This is a genomic window from Fodinibius sediminis (assembly GCF_900182555.1).
Taxonomy (GTDB): domain Bacteria; phylum Bacteroidota; class Rhodothermia; order Balneolales; family Balneolaceae; genus Fodinibius; species Fodinibius sediminis.
In genome coordinates this window covers 216,514-229,214 of sequence record NZ_FXTH01000003.1, presented here as the reverse complement: position 1 = coordinate 229,214, position 12,701 = coordinate 216,514, and the positions used below count along the sequence as shown (strand labels likewise).

Genomic DNA, 12,701 nt, shown 5'->3' with positions numbered 1-12,701 from the left:
GGTTGACAATGTTACCACATACTGTAACATGAAATAAAATCTCGTGGTTATGTCATCATCCAAGCGAACACGATCCTGGGCAGAACCCTACAAAATCAAAATGGTGGAGCCGGTTAGGATGATCAGCCGCGAAGAACGGGAAGAAGCCATCGCAGAAGCCGGCTATAATACTTTTCTGCTTCGTTCGCGGGACGTCTATATTGATTTGCTGACCGACAGCGGTACCTCGGCCATGAGCGACCGTCAGTGGGCCGGCATCATGATGGGCGATGAGGCCTATGCCGGAAGCGAAAATTTCTACCATCTTGCAGAAGCCGTTAAAAAGTATTACGGTTACACTTTTCTGGTCCCTACGCACCAGGGGCGCGGGGCTGAACATATCATCTCGCAGCTGCTGATTGAAGAAGGGGACTTCGTCCCGGGGAACATGTATTTCACGACGACCAAGCTTCACCAGGAGCTGGCCGGCGGCACCTTTGTTGATGTCATCGTCGACGAAGCGCATGATCCGGAAAGTGAGCACCCCTTCAAAGCCAATGTGGATCTCAACAAGCTGGAAGATCTCATCAAGCGAAAGGGGGCGGATAAGATTCCCTATATTGCCATTGCCACATCCGTGAATATGGCCGGCGGACAACCCATTTCCATGGCCAATTTAAAAAAAGTGCGCCGGCTTACCCGCAGGTATGGCATACCCATCATCCATGACATGACCCGGGTGGCAGAAAATGCCTATTTTATTAAACAGCGGGAAAAAGGATATGAGAATACGCCTGTCAGGGACATTGTCCATGAAATCTGTTCCCTCACGGATGGGGCCACCATGAGCGCCAAAAAGGATGCGCTGGTTAATATCGGCGGTTTCCTGGCCCTGAACGATGAGGAGCTTTTCAGAGAGGCCCAGAACATGGTGGTAATCTATGAAGGGCTGCATACCTACGGCGGCATGGCCGGGCGGGATATGGAGGCGCTGGCAATCGGCATAAGGGAGTCCGTGGATGAAGATCATATTCACGCGCGGGTCGGACAGGTACAATACCTGGGGAATCAACTGATTGACATGGGAGTCCCGGTGGTGCATCCCATAGGCAGTCACGGAGTCTTCCTCAATGCCAAAAAGATACTGCCCCATCTCAGCCAGGACCAGCTGCCCGCCCAGTCACTGGCAGCGGCCCTTTACGTGGACTCCGGCGTACGAAGTATGGAGCGAGGGATTGTTTCCGCGGGACGCAATCCTGAAACGGGAGAGCATCATTATCCCGAGCTTGAACTTGTACGGCTGACCATCCCCCGCAGGGTCTATACCCAGGCCCACATGGATGTGGTAGCGGAGTCGGTTGAAGCCGTCTATGACAACAGAGACCATATCTCGGGACTTTCATTTGACTATGAACCCGAATATCTCCGTTTTTTCCAGTCCCGCTTTAAAAAAAGCAAGAAATCCTAGCCCAATTGCCGCTTATCCGTCATCAGCGATTCACTTCCCGGAGCACCCGGGCAGACCAGGGACAAAAATAACCGACCTGGTCGACCCAGTAGTCGAGGTCATCCTCCACCATCTGCGGACGGCCGTCGCACACTTCCACAGACATCTCAACCATATCCCAGTGGCCCGGCGTAAACTTCCAGCTCCAGCCTTCATTATAGCCGCCGTTCCCTCTTTCAATATCACCATTGATATGCAGGTTGCGCTGTTCGAAAGGGAGCTGCAGCTGCTTCTCGACCTTGTCAATCACCCCGGGATCCGACGTTTTAGCAACAAAACGGTAACTGGTTTTCCCGTCCTCGTGGGCAAATTCAAAGTAGTGTGGCTCTATCTCACCATTGCCTGAATTCGTATCACAGGCCGCAAAAAACAGTATCAAAAGAGACATTAATAGCTGAAGAGTTCGTTTCATCACGACAATATCCATTGACTACTATTCCACTGAATGCTTGTCAACGCTTGTCTGTTGGTCATATTCTGCCGGAAATGACCCGTCAAGGCCTTCGGTTCACCTAATTTTAACCCATACCTTTGGCGGGGCATAAATTATCATTATATTAAGACATAGCACTCTTAAATAGGTTGAGAATATACCGGATTCCATTTTTTAAAAGTTTCGAGGACTGAGGTTGTACCGGATGCAAGTAAAATACAACGGGTTGAAGGAGGAGCGCTGGTTATGGCAGGTGTCGGTGGTTTCTTTTATCCTCGCAGCGCTCACCGGCCTTGTTTACCGGCTGGGACTCATCGGCTGGCTGCCCGAATGGGGGCTTTCGCTCGGAAATATCCGCCATGCCCACTCCCACCTGATGTTCTTTGGGTGGGCCGTTCCCCTCCCTCTTTATATCATGCGCAGCCAGATTATGAGTGTTTCAGGCCGGCAGGAAAGGGGCACGCCATGGATGAAATATGCCCTGTTCGGAACGCTGTTTTTTGGTATGGCCTCCTATCCTTTTTTTCTAATTTTCGGCTATCGCCCGGTAGCCATCGGAACGCTTTCCCTGCCTTTATCGGTCATATTGTCCGGAATGGTGATGATCTGCTGGTATATTTTCATGGGAGGCTACTTGAAAAGGCGCTCCTTGCTTGATGGGGAACCCTGTCAATCCTGGTTTGACAGTGCGCAAATCCTGTTGCTGATCAGTTCCCTCGGCGCGTGGAGTGTTGCTGTAGTTCAGGCCCTGGCACCAAATAATCACCTGCTCATGAAGGGAATGACCCATTTCTTCCTGGCGGCATTCACGGAGGGCTGGATCGTGCTGGCGCTGCTCGCTATCCTGGTGGCAAAATTTTCAATCGGCCAGAAGAACTGGCCAATATCACACCATGTTTCGCTGGGATGCATAGCCATCGGGGCTCCGCTCACTTTTCCCTATGGCATATCAGAATCCCTGTTGTCGCCAACCCTGCTTTGGACAGCACGCCTGGGTGGTTTATTAGCAGCCTTCGGACTATTCCAGGCGCTGTATGTTATTATATCCAGTAGCCCGTGGAAAAAAAGTCCCTGGGTCTGGCCGGTTGCACTGCTGGCACTCAAAGCCCTCATGCAGATGGGTGCATCCTTTATTCCATCCTCATTCCTGTTTTCCGATCACGCACTCCGGATTTTTTACCTGCATGTTTTACTGCTGGGGGCATTCACATTGACCATGACGGGCTGGCTTTCCGTTAAAGCCAGTATTCCGGGCAGGTATTTCTCTGGTATCGCGGTCACTGTTCTGCTCATGCTGCTCAGCCTGCTGCCGCTCACTTCATTTTGGCCTGTCAGATGGAGCGGCCCCTGGGTTTTCTATGCTGCTGCGGCGACAGCGCTTCTGCCTGCCCTGGCTGTAACGGCACAGTGGATTAAAATTATCCAAATCGAAAAGAACCCTAACCCTCATTATGATGCATGACATTCGAGATGACAACGATGTAAAGACGCTGGTACACAATTTCTACAATAACGTTGAACAGGATGAACGCCTGGGTTATATCTTCAACGACGTAGCCGGGGTAGACTGGGATCATCACCTTCCCAGGATGGTAGATTTCTGGTCCAATCTCCTGTTTCAAACCCGGCGTTACAAGGGGCGGCCTTTTCGTCAGCACCTCCCCCTGCCCCTTGAACAAGAGGATTTTGGACGCTGGCTTGAACTGTTTGAAGACACCGTCGACCAGCATTTCAGCGGAGAGCGGGCCGATTATGCCAAGGAAATGGCCCGCAAGATAGCCTCTTCATTTTCCATTCGCATGGAGATGGAAGGCAAATTCAACCATACTAATGAAAAACAGCCATGAATAACGAGAACCCTGTTAAACCGTCAGATCTGGAAACAGCCCGGAAAATTCGCTCGGCCTGCATCAAAGCCGCCCGCGAAGGTTTCAACAATGCCTCAATGAGCGGTCTCTGCAGCGAAGGGGCTATGGAAGCTGCCATCAGTGCCATCCAACAGATCGATCTGGAGAAAACATTAAAAGAAAACCCATCATGATGCGACATTTACTTGTTCTTGCCACGATGCTCGGTGCATCGGCACTCTTTCTCCTCGGATGGAGTCATTCAACCCAAAAAGCGAACTCCCAACCAGAAACCATGCCCCTGGTGCCCATGATGCAGCAGCTGTTGACCGATATGCAGCAGGCTGACCGGGGCCTCTACACTGAAAATTACGACATGATTAAAGAGGCTGGTGGAAATATTTCCAATCATCCGACCATGACACCGGAAGACAAACAGCTGGTAAAGTCAACCCTGGGAGACGAGATGAAACAATTTGTTGAGTATGACATGATTGTCCACCACCACGCCGACTCCATGAGAATCGCCGCCATCCAAGAAAACATGCAGAAGGTCCTGCAGCATTATGCCATTGTGCAGCGTGGATGCGTTGATTGTCATACGGCCTTCCGGACCCCCATCTCCTCAGCCCGGCAAGACAGCAAACAATCCAAATGAAACAACCGATTATTGGTTATCACAAAGATGAGGAAGATTGCTGGGTTGCAGAACTGCGGTGCGGCCATCAACAGCATGTACGCCATAACCCGCCTTGGACACTCCGTCCCTGGGTCACCACGGCTGGAGGACGCGAAAGCAGGCTGGGCCAAAAGCTGAACTGTAAAAAATGTGACCGCGACGAACCCAAAGATTTCATATTACCATGCCAAGATTAGCACGGGCATTTGTCAAAACCGGTCTTGTCTGTTTTATGTTGTCCCTGCTTCTGGGGCTCTTTATGGCTTTTCAATGGCTGCCCCTGCCCGGTATGGAGCCCCTCTTCTGGCATCTTCTGATGGTAGGGTGGATAACACAGATCATCTTCGGCGTGTCCATGTGGATGTTTCCGGGCCGAAACCGCAGCGAGGGGTTCTGGGTCCAAAAATGGGGCTGGTTTACCTACATCCTGTTAAATACCGGATTACTGCTCCGCGTCGTGGCAGAACCCCTGAACTACCTCTCGGAGAGCCCCGTCTGGAATCTGCTCATCATTCTTTCGGCATGCAGCCAGGCTGCAGCTGCTGTTACCTACACCGTAGAACTCTGGCCCCGCATACAATCGAAGCAGCAGCGGCGGGAACAGCGTAAAAAGAAGCGAAAACGCAGGAAAGCCGACAGGCAGAAACCAAACCGGGAACGTACAAATTGAAACAACTATTTTGAACTGAAAACTTTCCAATCGCATGCCCACAGTCAGCCGATGGATGATCCGAGCCTCGCTCGTCTACCTGCTTGCCGGTTTCATAATCGGGGCCGCCATACTTATCAGCAAGGCCTATCCGTCCTACTCCTCGGTATGGTCGCTGCTGCCCATTCATATCGAAATGAGTATTTTCGGCTGGATCATCCAGCTGACCATGGGCACCGCCTACTGGATTCTGCCCCGCTACCTCAAGGGGACAGCCAGGGGAAATCCCACGACGGCCAGGATCATGGTGATCATATTCAATGCGGGCATCTTAGTAAATGTATTCTCCTTTATGAACATTTTGCCTTCAACAGCCATTGTCCTGGGCCGCTTGCTTGAAGTGCTGGCCGTCATCCTGTTTATAGCCCTGCATTGGCAGCGGGCTGTCAGCTATAATAAATAACGCTCAGCTTGCAGTTTCTCATCCTCTCAGCAGTCGCATGGCATAGTAGAGAATCCCCAAACCCAGCAGCAAGTTCAGGCGTCCCAGCCAACTCGACATTTTCCGCATTTTATCCGTCCTTGGACTGTCGGGCTCTGTATCCAGCAGGGTCACGGCTTTGGGACCTGCATAAAAGTCATGGACCCCGCTTACGATTAAGACCAGGGCAAAAAGATGTAGTTTTATAAAGAGGTTGCCCCCGAATACTTCGGTCCAGAAAGACCCTCTGAGAAGCTGATCAGCAGCATATCCTCTTGTGATCAGATTCGTGACCCCCGTGATTATGAGAACAATAAACAACACCCAGGAGATACGGCTGAACTTTTCTCCCACAAGGGCAAAAAAGGCTCCCTTTTTGTTTCTCAATAATTTATCGCGCGTGGCCGGTACCAGCACACCCGCCGTGAAGAGCATTCCCCCAATCCAAAAAAACGCAGACAGCAGATGAATAAATACAGAAAGGTAATACATATAAGCGAGTCAAGGTATAGCTCTGAATATTGGCAGTACATAAAAAAGGCGACTGTATATTCAGTCGCCTTTTCGTTTAACAAATAAATGTGTAAATCTTATTCAACCTTCAGGATGCCCTTCATGCCGGCGGCATAGTGTCCCGGAAACGAGCAGATGAACTCATATTCGCCTGTCTCCTCGGGGGCCGTAAAGGTCACTTCTACCGTCTCACCTCCTGCTGCCAAGTCGGTATGAGCTATAATCTGATCACTCATATCAGAAGGGATATACTCATTGTCCCTGGCTTTGGAAGCCGCGTTGACAAAAGCCTGTACATCAGCTTCCATGGTCATCAGTACAAAATTGTGGGCCATGGCCGAAGCCGGCAGGTCGCTTTCGGTTGTAAGTACGATCCGAATTTCTTCTCCGGGTGATGCCGTAATTGTTTCGAGCAGAGGCATACCACCAGCAACCGGATCTCCGATCGTGATGCCTTCGGCTTCTCCTTCCACTACGAATTTCATCTGGTCAACACCTGTAATCTCAATAGTGCGAACATCACTGGACTGATCCGCACTGCTTTGTGCTTCCGTGGCTGTACTTTCAGCTTGCTGCTCTTGCTCACTTGATCCGCCACCACATGCAGTAATAAAAAACATAAGGGGCAGTAAATAGATTAGATATCTCATAATAGATTAGATGTAATTTTTATTTAACTTTATTTCAACCTTAAATATAAGGTTAAACACAATATAAAATACAATTAATTTAACGTCGCTTCGAGCGTTATCGCAGGGCCTGCCAATGCCTTTGAAACAGGGCACCCCTCCTTGGCTCCCTCCGCAATTTCCAGGAAGACATCCTTATCAATATCAGGGACGTCTGCTTTTGTAATTAGCTTGATGCTTGTTATTTCTCCCTTCGAGCCGTCAAGTGTTACTTCGGCCTTTGTTTTTACTGATTTTGGATCATAGCCTGCTTCTGCTAATTCATTTGAAAGAGCCATAGAAAAGCATCCTGCGTGAGCAGCACCTATCAGCTCTTCCGGGTTGGTTCCCGTTCCATCTTCGAACCGGGAAGCAAAGGTATAGTCCCCTTCAAAAAAACCGCTGCCCAATTCCATCGTTCCGCTTCCATTTTTGAGATCACCATTCCACTGTGCTTTTGCATGTTTGGTAGGCATAATAAATAATGTTTTAGTTGATAATTGTGTGATGTTACTAAATGATTTTTGTACTCATTTAATTTCCTCTAGTCTACATTTGTTCCTTGGTATCGGCTGTTGATATCATTCCTGCATAACAGGTTGGCAAATCGTACAGTCGCAACAATATAAAAATCACCTTCCATTTTTCTCATGGATTATTCACTGTTTCTAATACCCGTGCTGCCGTTTCCCGGCGGGATGCAGCTGTAGTCGTGATCAGCCGTACAGCAATACCGCCCAGGAATAGCAGGATAGCAACGATGTTACCGTAGCTTCCTGCTTTTCGCACGGCCGGCCACCATGCTAAATCACCCATCACCCGAAACACTAAAAATAGATGAAGCAGTATCAGCGGCAGATAAAAATAGTTGTGATAAGCCACCAGTTTCCCAGAAAGTGAGGGAATAATCACCGAAGCATGCGCAAAAATCATGCTGAATACGAATCCCACAAAAATCATGTGCAACAAGGCATCATAGATCGGACCCGCTGTCGGAAATCCCCGCCAGATCCCAAACAAACCACCAGCAATAAGCCAGCCGTAGCCCGTGAGCAGACTAATGGCGCTGTAACGCGTCCATCCCGCTGCCTTAATTGTACGCCGGGCCACGTCATATCTGATAAGCCAGGCGGCAATGACCATCAATAAAAGCGAGGCCAGCCTCCACCCGGCGTCACGGTCAACGTGCGTTGTAACAAGCGCCAATATCCACAAGAATATCAACAGCCCAAACAATTTACGGGCTTTTTCGGGGGGACGCATAATACGATTCAGCTCCAGCCGTTCTCCGAAAATGGTAAGCATGGGAAAGGCAGCCCACCAAGCCACGAAAACATAAACGGGATAATGAAACAAAAAAGCTGTGTTGCCGACAGCAAGTGAGGCCGCCCCGGCTGCCATGATCAGATGATATATTTTGGGTTGCAGGTAATACAAATAGATCATGACGCCTGTTAATCCAATCGAACCGAGCATCATCAGCCAGCGCCCCGGCTGCTGATATCCGGTCAGCATCAACAGGGTTGAAAGAGCGATAAACACCGGTGCAGCATAGGCCCATTTTTTATCCAGGGCGGCCGCACGCTCGACTCCAATCAGCGTTCCCAGGAAACCATTGATCATGAGAGGACCGTGGGCAACAGGAGAAACAGGATAAGCGGTCACCGGAGCCGAAAATCCAAGACGCAGCAGTCCTGCATAAAGTCCACTGACAAGTCCACCGGCAGCCAGCAACAACAGACCTACCAGAATGGCTGTCGTGTACTTTGTAAACTTCATCATGGTTTCATGTTAATGTTGACCATTACCATTGTAATACAGAGTTCCAGAACATGCAGCTGATGCGGGCTTGATCGTTACGTTAATCCTGCATCGGGGGTGGATGAGCAAAGAAGGTGACCTCCTCTTTGATCATGTCCACGGACCACTCGGGCTCCCACACCACTTTTGTGCTGACTTCCGCGGTTCCATCGATGGAATCCACGGCGGCTTCTATCTGCTGCTGAAGATAACGGCGCATGGGACAGCCCGGCGTGGTAACGGTATATTCTACAAGCACCTTGCCATCGCCAAACAAGATGTTATACACCAGTCCCAGGTCCACGATGTTCACGCCCAGTTCAGGATCGATGACATCACGGAGTCGCCGGACTATCTCGCGCCGCTCTATGGGAGTAGAATCCATGGTTGACTACTTGGCTGTCTTCCCGATAAGCACTTTCCAAACTTTGGGGCCTTTCTCCAGATATTTCCAGCTAAGGTTATCTTCTCCATGCATGACTGCCAACTGGTATCCAAGAGGTTTGGGATCGTGATCATTAATGATAATAAAGGTTTCCCCAACCCTGAGTTTGTCGTATTCATCAAATACAGTTGCATGTTTTTCGTGGGGAGATATATTACGAACGTCGATTTCTTCTATAGTTGCAGGCATCGTTTTTAACTTTAGTTATTGATTAATAGTTATCAGGATTTGTCCCCTATGAATAACCATTAACAAATAACTATTTTACTGCTTTTAGATCGTCCCAGCTTTCCACCAGGTATTCCCGCTTGTGTTCTCTTCCGCTCCATCTATCCACTTCGGGCAGCGGCTCTTTAACTTCGGCAATCAGGTGCTCCTCCCATTCGGCGGAAAGCCGCTCATTCAGGGTGATGTAGTCCTCCCATTCCAGGGGCACTTCATCATCAGGGAAAATGGCCTCCTCCGGACATTCTGCTACGCAGGCATCACAATCGATACACTCCAGAGGGTCAATGACCAGAAAATTAGGGCCTTCCCGGAAAGCATCAACCGGGCAAACAGCCGCACAATTCGTATGTTTACACTGGATACAGGGATCCGCTACTACATATGCCATAAAACGGGACTATTGATCATTGGCCTGTGGTTCGCCCCCAAGTTAGAGTTCCGGAAAATCAATTTCAACTATAAAAACGGTTTTTACCAATTTTATTGATTTATTAATCCCGACTGCCTATCTTGTAGGTGTTGCAACAAGCCCCAGAACCAACCAGACCCTCACTATGAACTCATCTCCCCTGACCAAACTGTCCCCGGATGCCAAACTTTCACAGATCATGTCTGCCAACCATTGTGCAGCGGAACTGCTCCGATCTATCGGATTGAGGCCGTCTAATCACAGCAATGAGACACTGCGGTCGATATGCAGGCAGCGGCAATGGAATGAGGTGGAAGTACTTCAGTGGATCAAAAAGAAAAGCCATTCCGGTGAGAACTGCAATGAATTCGCTGAACAGCAAGAGCCTCATTATGGAAATGACCTGTTGAAATGGTGTAATTATGTGAGTGATACGCTGCACGTCCCCACCACCTCGCTGCTGCAGGAGATATCAGGCCGTTTTCCCAAATTCAGTACTGGCGGTGTCAACCAGTATCCACGGCTTGAAGAAATGCAGCGATATTTTACAAATTTCAGCGAAGATCTGCAGCTTTACATGAAATTTGAACAGCTGAAACTTTTCCCCCTGGCGAGAAGGGTCTCACAGTCGGACGCCCATATCCTGGACGGTACCATCCGTCAACTTCAGCGCGGGGTGCAAATTATTTCCAGCGACCAGAAGCGGCTGTCCAGGCTGCTGGATACCGTAGCGGAACAGGGGCACCACTTCCATACCCCGCCTGATACCAGCTCAGCCCACAGCATCCTCTATAAGACGTTATTGACCCTCAAGAGTCAGCTGAATAAACAATTTAAAGTAGAAAAAGAGCACATAATTCCCCTTATTCATAGATCCCTGCGTACCCTCTGATTCTTAGCCCAAATTTTAATTCATAATCCTCTTGTCATGTTTACCGGCTAAAAAAAAGAATTGCTTGACCTTATTAAACGCAGGGGGACCCTCTCAATTGATGAAGCCACAGCCCACATCGACCTGGCCAAAACAACCCTCCGCGAGCATTTTCTTCAGCTTGAACGGGACGGCTATGTGAAGCGCGACTACGTGCGCTCGGGGCCCGGCCGACCCAGCCTGCAGTATCAGCTTACTCCCAAAGGCAATCAACTCTTTCCCTCCTTCGAGTCCAGCCTGATCAGGGAACTGATTGATTACCTCAAAACCAGGGAGCAGGAGGAGATGATTGAGTCCTTTTTTTCTTCCTTTTGGGAGGCACGCCTGGAAAAAGCACGCGGGGCCATGGACCAGGCTCCCACCGGGGATCTGCAGGGTCGCCTGCAGGCATTGGAAGAAATGCTGCAGGAAGAGGGATTTATGCCCGAGCTGGACCTGGATCAAGAAAACAACATACTCACCGTTAAAGAATGTAACTGTCCTTTCCGCGAGGTAGTGAAAGAAACACGTTTGCCTTGTAAGCTTGAGACGTTATTTTATCAGCAACTATTTAATAACAGGGTAGATAGAAAAACCTATATTGCCGAGGGAGATCATTCCTGCACCTACGAGATTCCGCTGGATAACAGCTAACTCTTCTCACCCTAAAAACTGTCAATAACCAAACTGATCATCATTCACCCTATGGAGAATCATAATAATGATGCCAACCATTCCATCAACTCTTTTCTGAATGGTCTGAAGGCCCGCAATCCAGGTCAATCTGAGTTCCAGGAAGCCGTACAGGAAGTACTCGAATCGGTATGGGACATGCTCGAGGAACGGCCCCGTTACTACCAGGCGAATATTCTTGACAGGATAACAGAACCCGAACGCGTTATCATGTTTCGGGTTCCGTGGATGGACGATGAAGGCAAAGTCCATGTCAATAGAGGATATCGGGTAGAATTCAATTCAGCCATCGGTCCGTATAAGGGCGGACTGCGATTTCACCCGTCCGTGAATCTGGACATACTTAAATTTTTAGCCTTTGAACAGATCTTCAAGAACAGCCTGACCACCATGCCCATGGGAGGAGCCAAGGGCGGTGCTAATTTTGATGTCAAGGGGAAATCGGACATGGAAATCATGCGATTTTGTCAATCATTTATGACGGAATTATATCGTCACATCGGCCACAATACCGATGTACCCGCCGGGGACATTGGAGTCGGCAAAAGGGAAATCGGCTATCTCTTTGGACAGTATAAACGTCTCCAGAACGAATATACGGGCGTTTTAACAGGGAAAGCTGTGGAATGGGGAGGAAGCAAACTGCGTACGGAGGCCACGGGTTACGGACTTGTGTACTTTGTCCGCCGGATGTTTGAGAGCCTCAATGAGTCCCTGGAAGGCAAAACCATTACCGTCTCCGGATCCGGCAATGTAGCCCAGTTTGCCACTGAAAAAGCCATTCAGCTGGGCGCTCGCGTGGTGACCTTGTCAGACTCCAACGGGGTGGTATATGACCCCGACGGCATTGATGAAGAGAAGCTGCAGTTCGTAAAACAGCTGAAGAACGTCAAACGGGGACGGATCCGGGAGTATGCGGAGAAATATGATGTTGAATATATCGAAAACGGCAGACCCTGGCATATCGAATGTGATATTGCCCTACCCTGCGCCACTCAAAACGAAATTGATGCCGATGATGCTGCAGCCCTTATTGAGAATGGATGCAAATGCGTAGCTGAAGGGGCCAATAAACCGGCCCAGCGAGAAGCTGCAAAAATCTTCATGGACAGCGAAATCCTGTTTGCACCGGGTAAAGCAGCCAATGCCGGCGGCGTTGCCGTATCCGGGCTGGAGATGACACAAAATGAGATGCGTATCCAATGGCTGCGATCGGAGGTTGATGAAAAGCTCCAGGATATTATGAATGAAATCCATGATACCTGCGTCACCTACGGGGATACCGGCAACAGTTATGTCAATTATGTTCAGGGAGCAAATATCGCAGGCTTTATTAAAGTGGCGGACGCCATGCTCGACCAGGGGGTCGTTTAACCGACATGCTGGGCCTGTGCACCGCGCTCTTATCGCAAGCGAAAAGAGCTGCAACTAGCCAGAAGGGATAAAACCGCCTATTTAAG

General features: G+C 49.5%; 19 protein-coding genes. 11 read left to right on the top strand and 8 right to left on the bottom strand.

Annotated elements, in window-relative coordinates; all coding sequences use genetic code 11:
• Positions 1 to 49: 49 nt before the first annotated feature.
• Positions 50 to 1,447, top strand: a complete 1,398-nt coding sequence (locus FN808_RS04900; RefSeq protein WP_142713442.1) for a tyrosine phenol-lyase — start codon at positions 50 to 52, stop codon at positions 1,445 to 1,447.
• Between the two features lie 22 nt (positions 1,448 to 1,469).
• On the opposite strand, the gene FN808_RS04895 is transcribed toward FN808_RS04900, so the two are convergent.
• Positions 1,470 to 1,874: a BP74-related protein gene (locus FN808_RS04895; RefSeq protein WP_185958252.1), complete on the bottom strand. Its 405-nt coding sequence runs from the start codon at positions 1,872 to 1,874 to the stop codon at positions 1,470 to 1,472.
• 250 nt (positions 1,875 to 2,124) lie between these two features.
• Here FN808_RS04895 and FN808_RS04890 point away from each other — a divergent pair, with 250 nt between their 5' ends.
• Genes FN808_RS04890 through FN808_RS04860 form a run of 7 tightly spaced genes read left to right on the top strand, consistent with a single transcriptional unit; the run spans position 2,125 to position 5,557 of the window.
• Positions 2,125 to 3,381, top strand: a complete 1,257-nt coding sequence (locus tag FN808_RS04890) for a hypothetical protein (RefSeq protein ID WP_142713440.1) — start codon at positions 2,125 to 2,127, stop codon at positions 3,379 to 3,381.
• Positions 3,371 to 3,766 carry a group III truncated hemoglobin gene (locus FN808_RS04885; RefSeq protein ID WP_142713439.1) on the top strand — a complete coding sequence of 132 codons (396 nt, stop codon included), beginning with the start codon at positions 3,371 to 3,373 and terminating at the stop codon, positions 3,764 to 3,766. The genes FN808_RS04890 and FN808_RS04885 overlap by 11 nt, the downstream gene beginning before the upstream one ends.
• Entirely contained in the window at positions 3,763 to 3,960 is a 198-nt protein-coding gene (locus tag FN808_RS04880) for an acetyltransferase (RefSeq protein WP_142713438.1), read from the top strand. The genes FN808_RS04885 and FN808_RS04880 overlap by 4 nt, the downstream gene beginning before the upstream one ends.
• Positions 3,957 to 4,424 carry a hypothetical protein gene (locus FN808_RS04875; protein ID WP_142713437.1) on the top strand — a complete coding sequence of 156 codons (468 nt, stop codon included), beginning with the start codon at positions 3,957 to 3,959 and terminating at the stop codon, positions 4,422 to 4,424. The genes FN808_RS04880 and FN808_RS04875 overlap by 4 nt, the downstream gene beginning before the upstream one ends.
• Positions 4,421 to 4,642 (top strand): DUF3565 domain-containing protein, encoded by a 222-nt coding sequence (locus FN808_RS04870; RefSeq protein ID WP_142713436.1) that lies wholly within the window; start codon positions 4,421 to 4,423, stop codon positions 4,640 to 4,642. Before FN808_RS04875 ends, FN808_RS04870 begins: the two co-directional genes overlap by 4 nt.
• A complete protein-coding gene (locus tag FN808_RS04865; RefSeq protein WP_142713435.1) occupies positions 4,630 to 5,115 on the top strand; it encodes a cbb3-type cytochrome c oxidase subunit I in 486 nt (161 codons plus the stop codon). Before FN808_RS04870 ends, FN808_RS04865 begins: the two co-directional genes overlap by 13 nt.
• A gap of 34 nt (positions 5,116 to 5,149) precedes the next feature.
• The gene (locus FN808_RS04860) at positions 5,150 to 5,557 is read left to right on the top strand and encodes a heme-copper oxidase family protein (protein WP_142713434.1); all 408 of its coding nucleotides are present in this window, start codon (positions 5,150 to 5,152) and stop codon (positions 5,555 to 5,557) included.
• Positions 5,558 to 5,575: 18 nt separating this feature from the next.
• On the opposite strand, the gene FN808_RS04855 is transcribed toward FN808_RS04860, so the two are convergent.
• The 7 genes from FN808_RS04855 to FN808_RS04825 all read right to left on the bottom strand — a co-directional run bounded on the left by FN808_RS04855 (position 5,576) and on the right by FN808_RS04825 (position 9,617).
• The gene (locus FN808_RS04855; protein ID WP_142713433.1) at positions 5,576 to 6,067 is read right to left on the bottom strand and encodes a DUF4149 domain-containing protein; all 492 of its coding nucleotides are present in this window, start codon (positions 6,065 to 6,067) and stop codon (positions 5,576 to 5,578) included.
• Positions 6,068 to 6,165: 98 nt separating this feature from the next.
• The gene (locus FN808_RS04850; protein WP_142713432.1) at positions 6,166 to 6,738 is read right to left on the bottom strand and encodes a plastocyanin/azurin family copper-binding protein; all 573 of its coding nucleotides are present in this window, start codon (positions 6,736 to 6,738) and stop codon (positions 6,166 to 6,168) included.
• A 74-nt stretch (positions 6,739 to 6,812) separates the two neighbouring features.
• Positions 6,813 to 7,232 carry an OsmC family protein gene (locus FN808_RS04845; protein WP_142713431.1) on the bottom strand — a complete coding sequence of 140 codons (420 nt, stop codon included), beginning with the start codon at positions 7,230 to 7,232 and terminating at the stop codon, positions 6,813 to 6,815.
• Positions 7,233 to 7,404: 172 nt separating this feature from the next.
• Positions 7,405 to 8,538, bottom strand: coding sequence for a DUF8744 domain-containing protein (locus FN808_RS04840; protein ID WP_142713430.1), 1,134 nt, complete (start codon positions 8,536 to 8,538; stop codon positions 7,405 to 7,407).
• 79 nt (positions 8,539 to 8,617) lie between these two features.
• Positions 8,618 to 8,941: a metal-sulfur cluster assembly factor gene (locus FN808_RS04835; RefSeq protein ID WP_142713429.1), complete on the bottom strand. Its 324-nt coding sequence runs from the start codon at positions 8,939 to 8,941 to the stop codon at positions 8,618 to 8,620.
• A gap of 6 nt (positions 8,942 to 8,947) precedes the next feature.
• Positions 8,948 to 9,190 (bottom strand): DUF2249 domain-containing protein, encoded by a 243-nt coding sequence (locus tag FN808_RS04830; RefSeq protein ID WP_142713428.1) that lies wholly within the window; start codon positions 9,188 to 9,190, stop codon positions 8,948 to 8,950.
• A gap of 70 nt (positions 9,191 to 9,260) precedes the next feature.
• Positions 9,261 to 9,617, bottom strand: coding sequence for a ferredoxin family protein (locus FN808_RS04825; protein ID WP_142713427.1), 357 nt, complete (start codon positions 9,615 to 9,617; stop codon positions 9,261 to 9,263).
• A 166-nt stretch (positions 9,618 to 9,783) separates the two neighbouring features.
• Here FN808_RS04825 and FN808_RS04820 point away from each other — a divergent pair, with 166 nt between their 5' ends.
• Genes FN808_RS04820 through gdhA form a run of 3 tightly spaced genes read left to right on the top strand, consistent with a single transcriptional unit; the run spans position 9,784 to position 12,615 of the window.
• Positions 9,784 to 10,530: a hypothetical protein gene (locus FN808_RS04820; RefSeq protein WP_142713426.1), complete on the top strand. Its 747-nt coding sequence runs from the start codon at positions 9,784 to 9,786 to the stop codon at positions 10,528 to 10,530.
• Between the two features lie 60 nt (positions 10,531 to 10,590).
• Entirely contained in the window at positions 10,591 to 11,202 is a 612-nt protein-coding gene (locus FN808_RS04815; protein WP_142713425.1) for a helix-turn-helix transcriptional regulator, read from the top strand.
• Between the two features lie 51 nt (positions 11,203 to 11,253).
• Positions 11,254 to 12,615, top strand: coding sequence for an NADP-specific glutamate dehydrogenase (gene gdhA, locus FN808_RS04810; protein ID WP_142713424.1), 1,362 nt, complete (start codon positions 11,254 to 11,256; stop codon positions 12,613 to 12,615).
• Positions 12,616 to 12,701 lie beyond the last annotated feature (86 nt).

Bases quoted from the DNA above. Each gene is read 5' to 3' on its own strand.
- FN808_RS04900 (WP_142713442.1), top strand. From the start codon at position 50: ATGTCATCATCCAAGCGAACACGATCCTGGGCAGAACCCTACAAAATC.
- FN808_RS04895 (WP_185958252.1), bottom strand. From the start codon at position 1,874: ATGTCTCTTTTGATACTGTTTTTTGCGGCCTGTGATACGAATTCAGGC.
- FN808_RS04890 (WP_142713440.1), top strand. From the start codon at position 2,125: ATGCAAGTAAAATACAACGGGTTGAAGGAGGAGCGCTGGTTATGGCAG.
- FN808_RS04885 (WP_142713439.1), top strand. From the start codon at position 3,371: ATGATGCATGACATTCGAGATGACAACGATGTAAAGACGCTGGTACAC.
- FN808_RS04880 (WP_142713438.1), top strand. From the start codon at position 3,763: ATGAATAACGAGAACCCTGTTAAACCGTCAGATCTGGAAACAGCCCGG.
- FN808_RS04875 (WP_142713437.1), top strand. From the start codon at position 3,957: ATGATGCGACATTTACTTGTTCTTGCCACGATGCTCGGTGCATCGGCA.
- FN808_RS04870 (WP_142713436.1), top strand. From the start codon at position 4,421: ATGAAACAACCGATTATTGGTTATCACAAAGATGAGGAAGATTGCTGG.
- FN808_RS04865 (WP_142713435.1), top strand. From the start codon at position 4,630: ATGCCAAGATTAGCACGGGCATTTGTCAAAACCGGTCTTGTCTGTTTT.
- FN808_RS04860 (WP_142713434.1), top strand. From the start codon at position 5,150: ATGCCCACAGTCAGCCGATGGATGATCCGAGCCTCGCTCGTCTACCTG.
- FN808_RS04855 (WP_142713433.1), bottom strand. From the start codon at position 6,067: ATGTATTACCTTTCTGTATTTATTCATCTGCTGTCTGCGTTTTTTTGG.
- FN808_RS04850 (WP_142713432.1), bottom strand. From the start codon at position 6,738: ATGAGATATCTAATCTATTTACTGCCCCTTATGTTTTTTATTACTGCA.
- FN808_RS04845 (WP_142713431.1), bottom strand. From the start codon at position 7,232: ATGCCTACCAAACATGCAAAAGCACAGTGGAATGGTGATCTCAAAAAT.
- FN808_RS04840 (WP_142713430.1), bottom strand. From the start codon at position 8,538: ATGATGAAGTTTACAAAGTACACGACAGCCATTCTGGTAGGTCTGTTG.
- FN808_RS04835 (WP_142713429.1), bottom strand. From the start codon at position 8,941: ATGGATTCTACTCCCATAGAGCGGCGCGAGATAGTCCGGCGACTCCGT.
- FN808_RS04830 (WP_142713428.1), bottom strand. From the start codon at position 9,190: ATGCCTGCAACTATAGAAGAAATCGACGTTCGTAATATATCTCCCCAC.
- FN808_RS04825 (WP_142713427.1), bottom strand. From the start codon at position 9,617: ATGGCATATGTAGTAGCGGATCCCTGTATCCAGTGTAAACATACGAAT.
- FN808_RS04820 (WP_142713426.1), top strand. From the start codon at position 9,784: ATGAACTCATCTCCCCTGACCAAACTGTCCCCGGATGCCAAACTTTCA.
- gdhA (WP_142713424.1), top strand. From the start codon at position 11,254: ATGGAGAATCATAATAATGATGCCAACCATTCCATCAACTCTTTTCTG.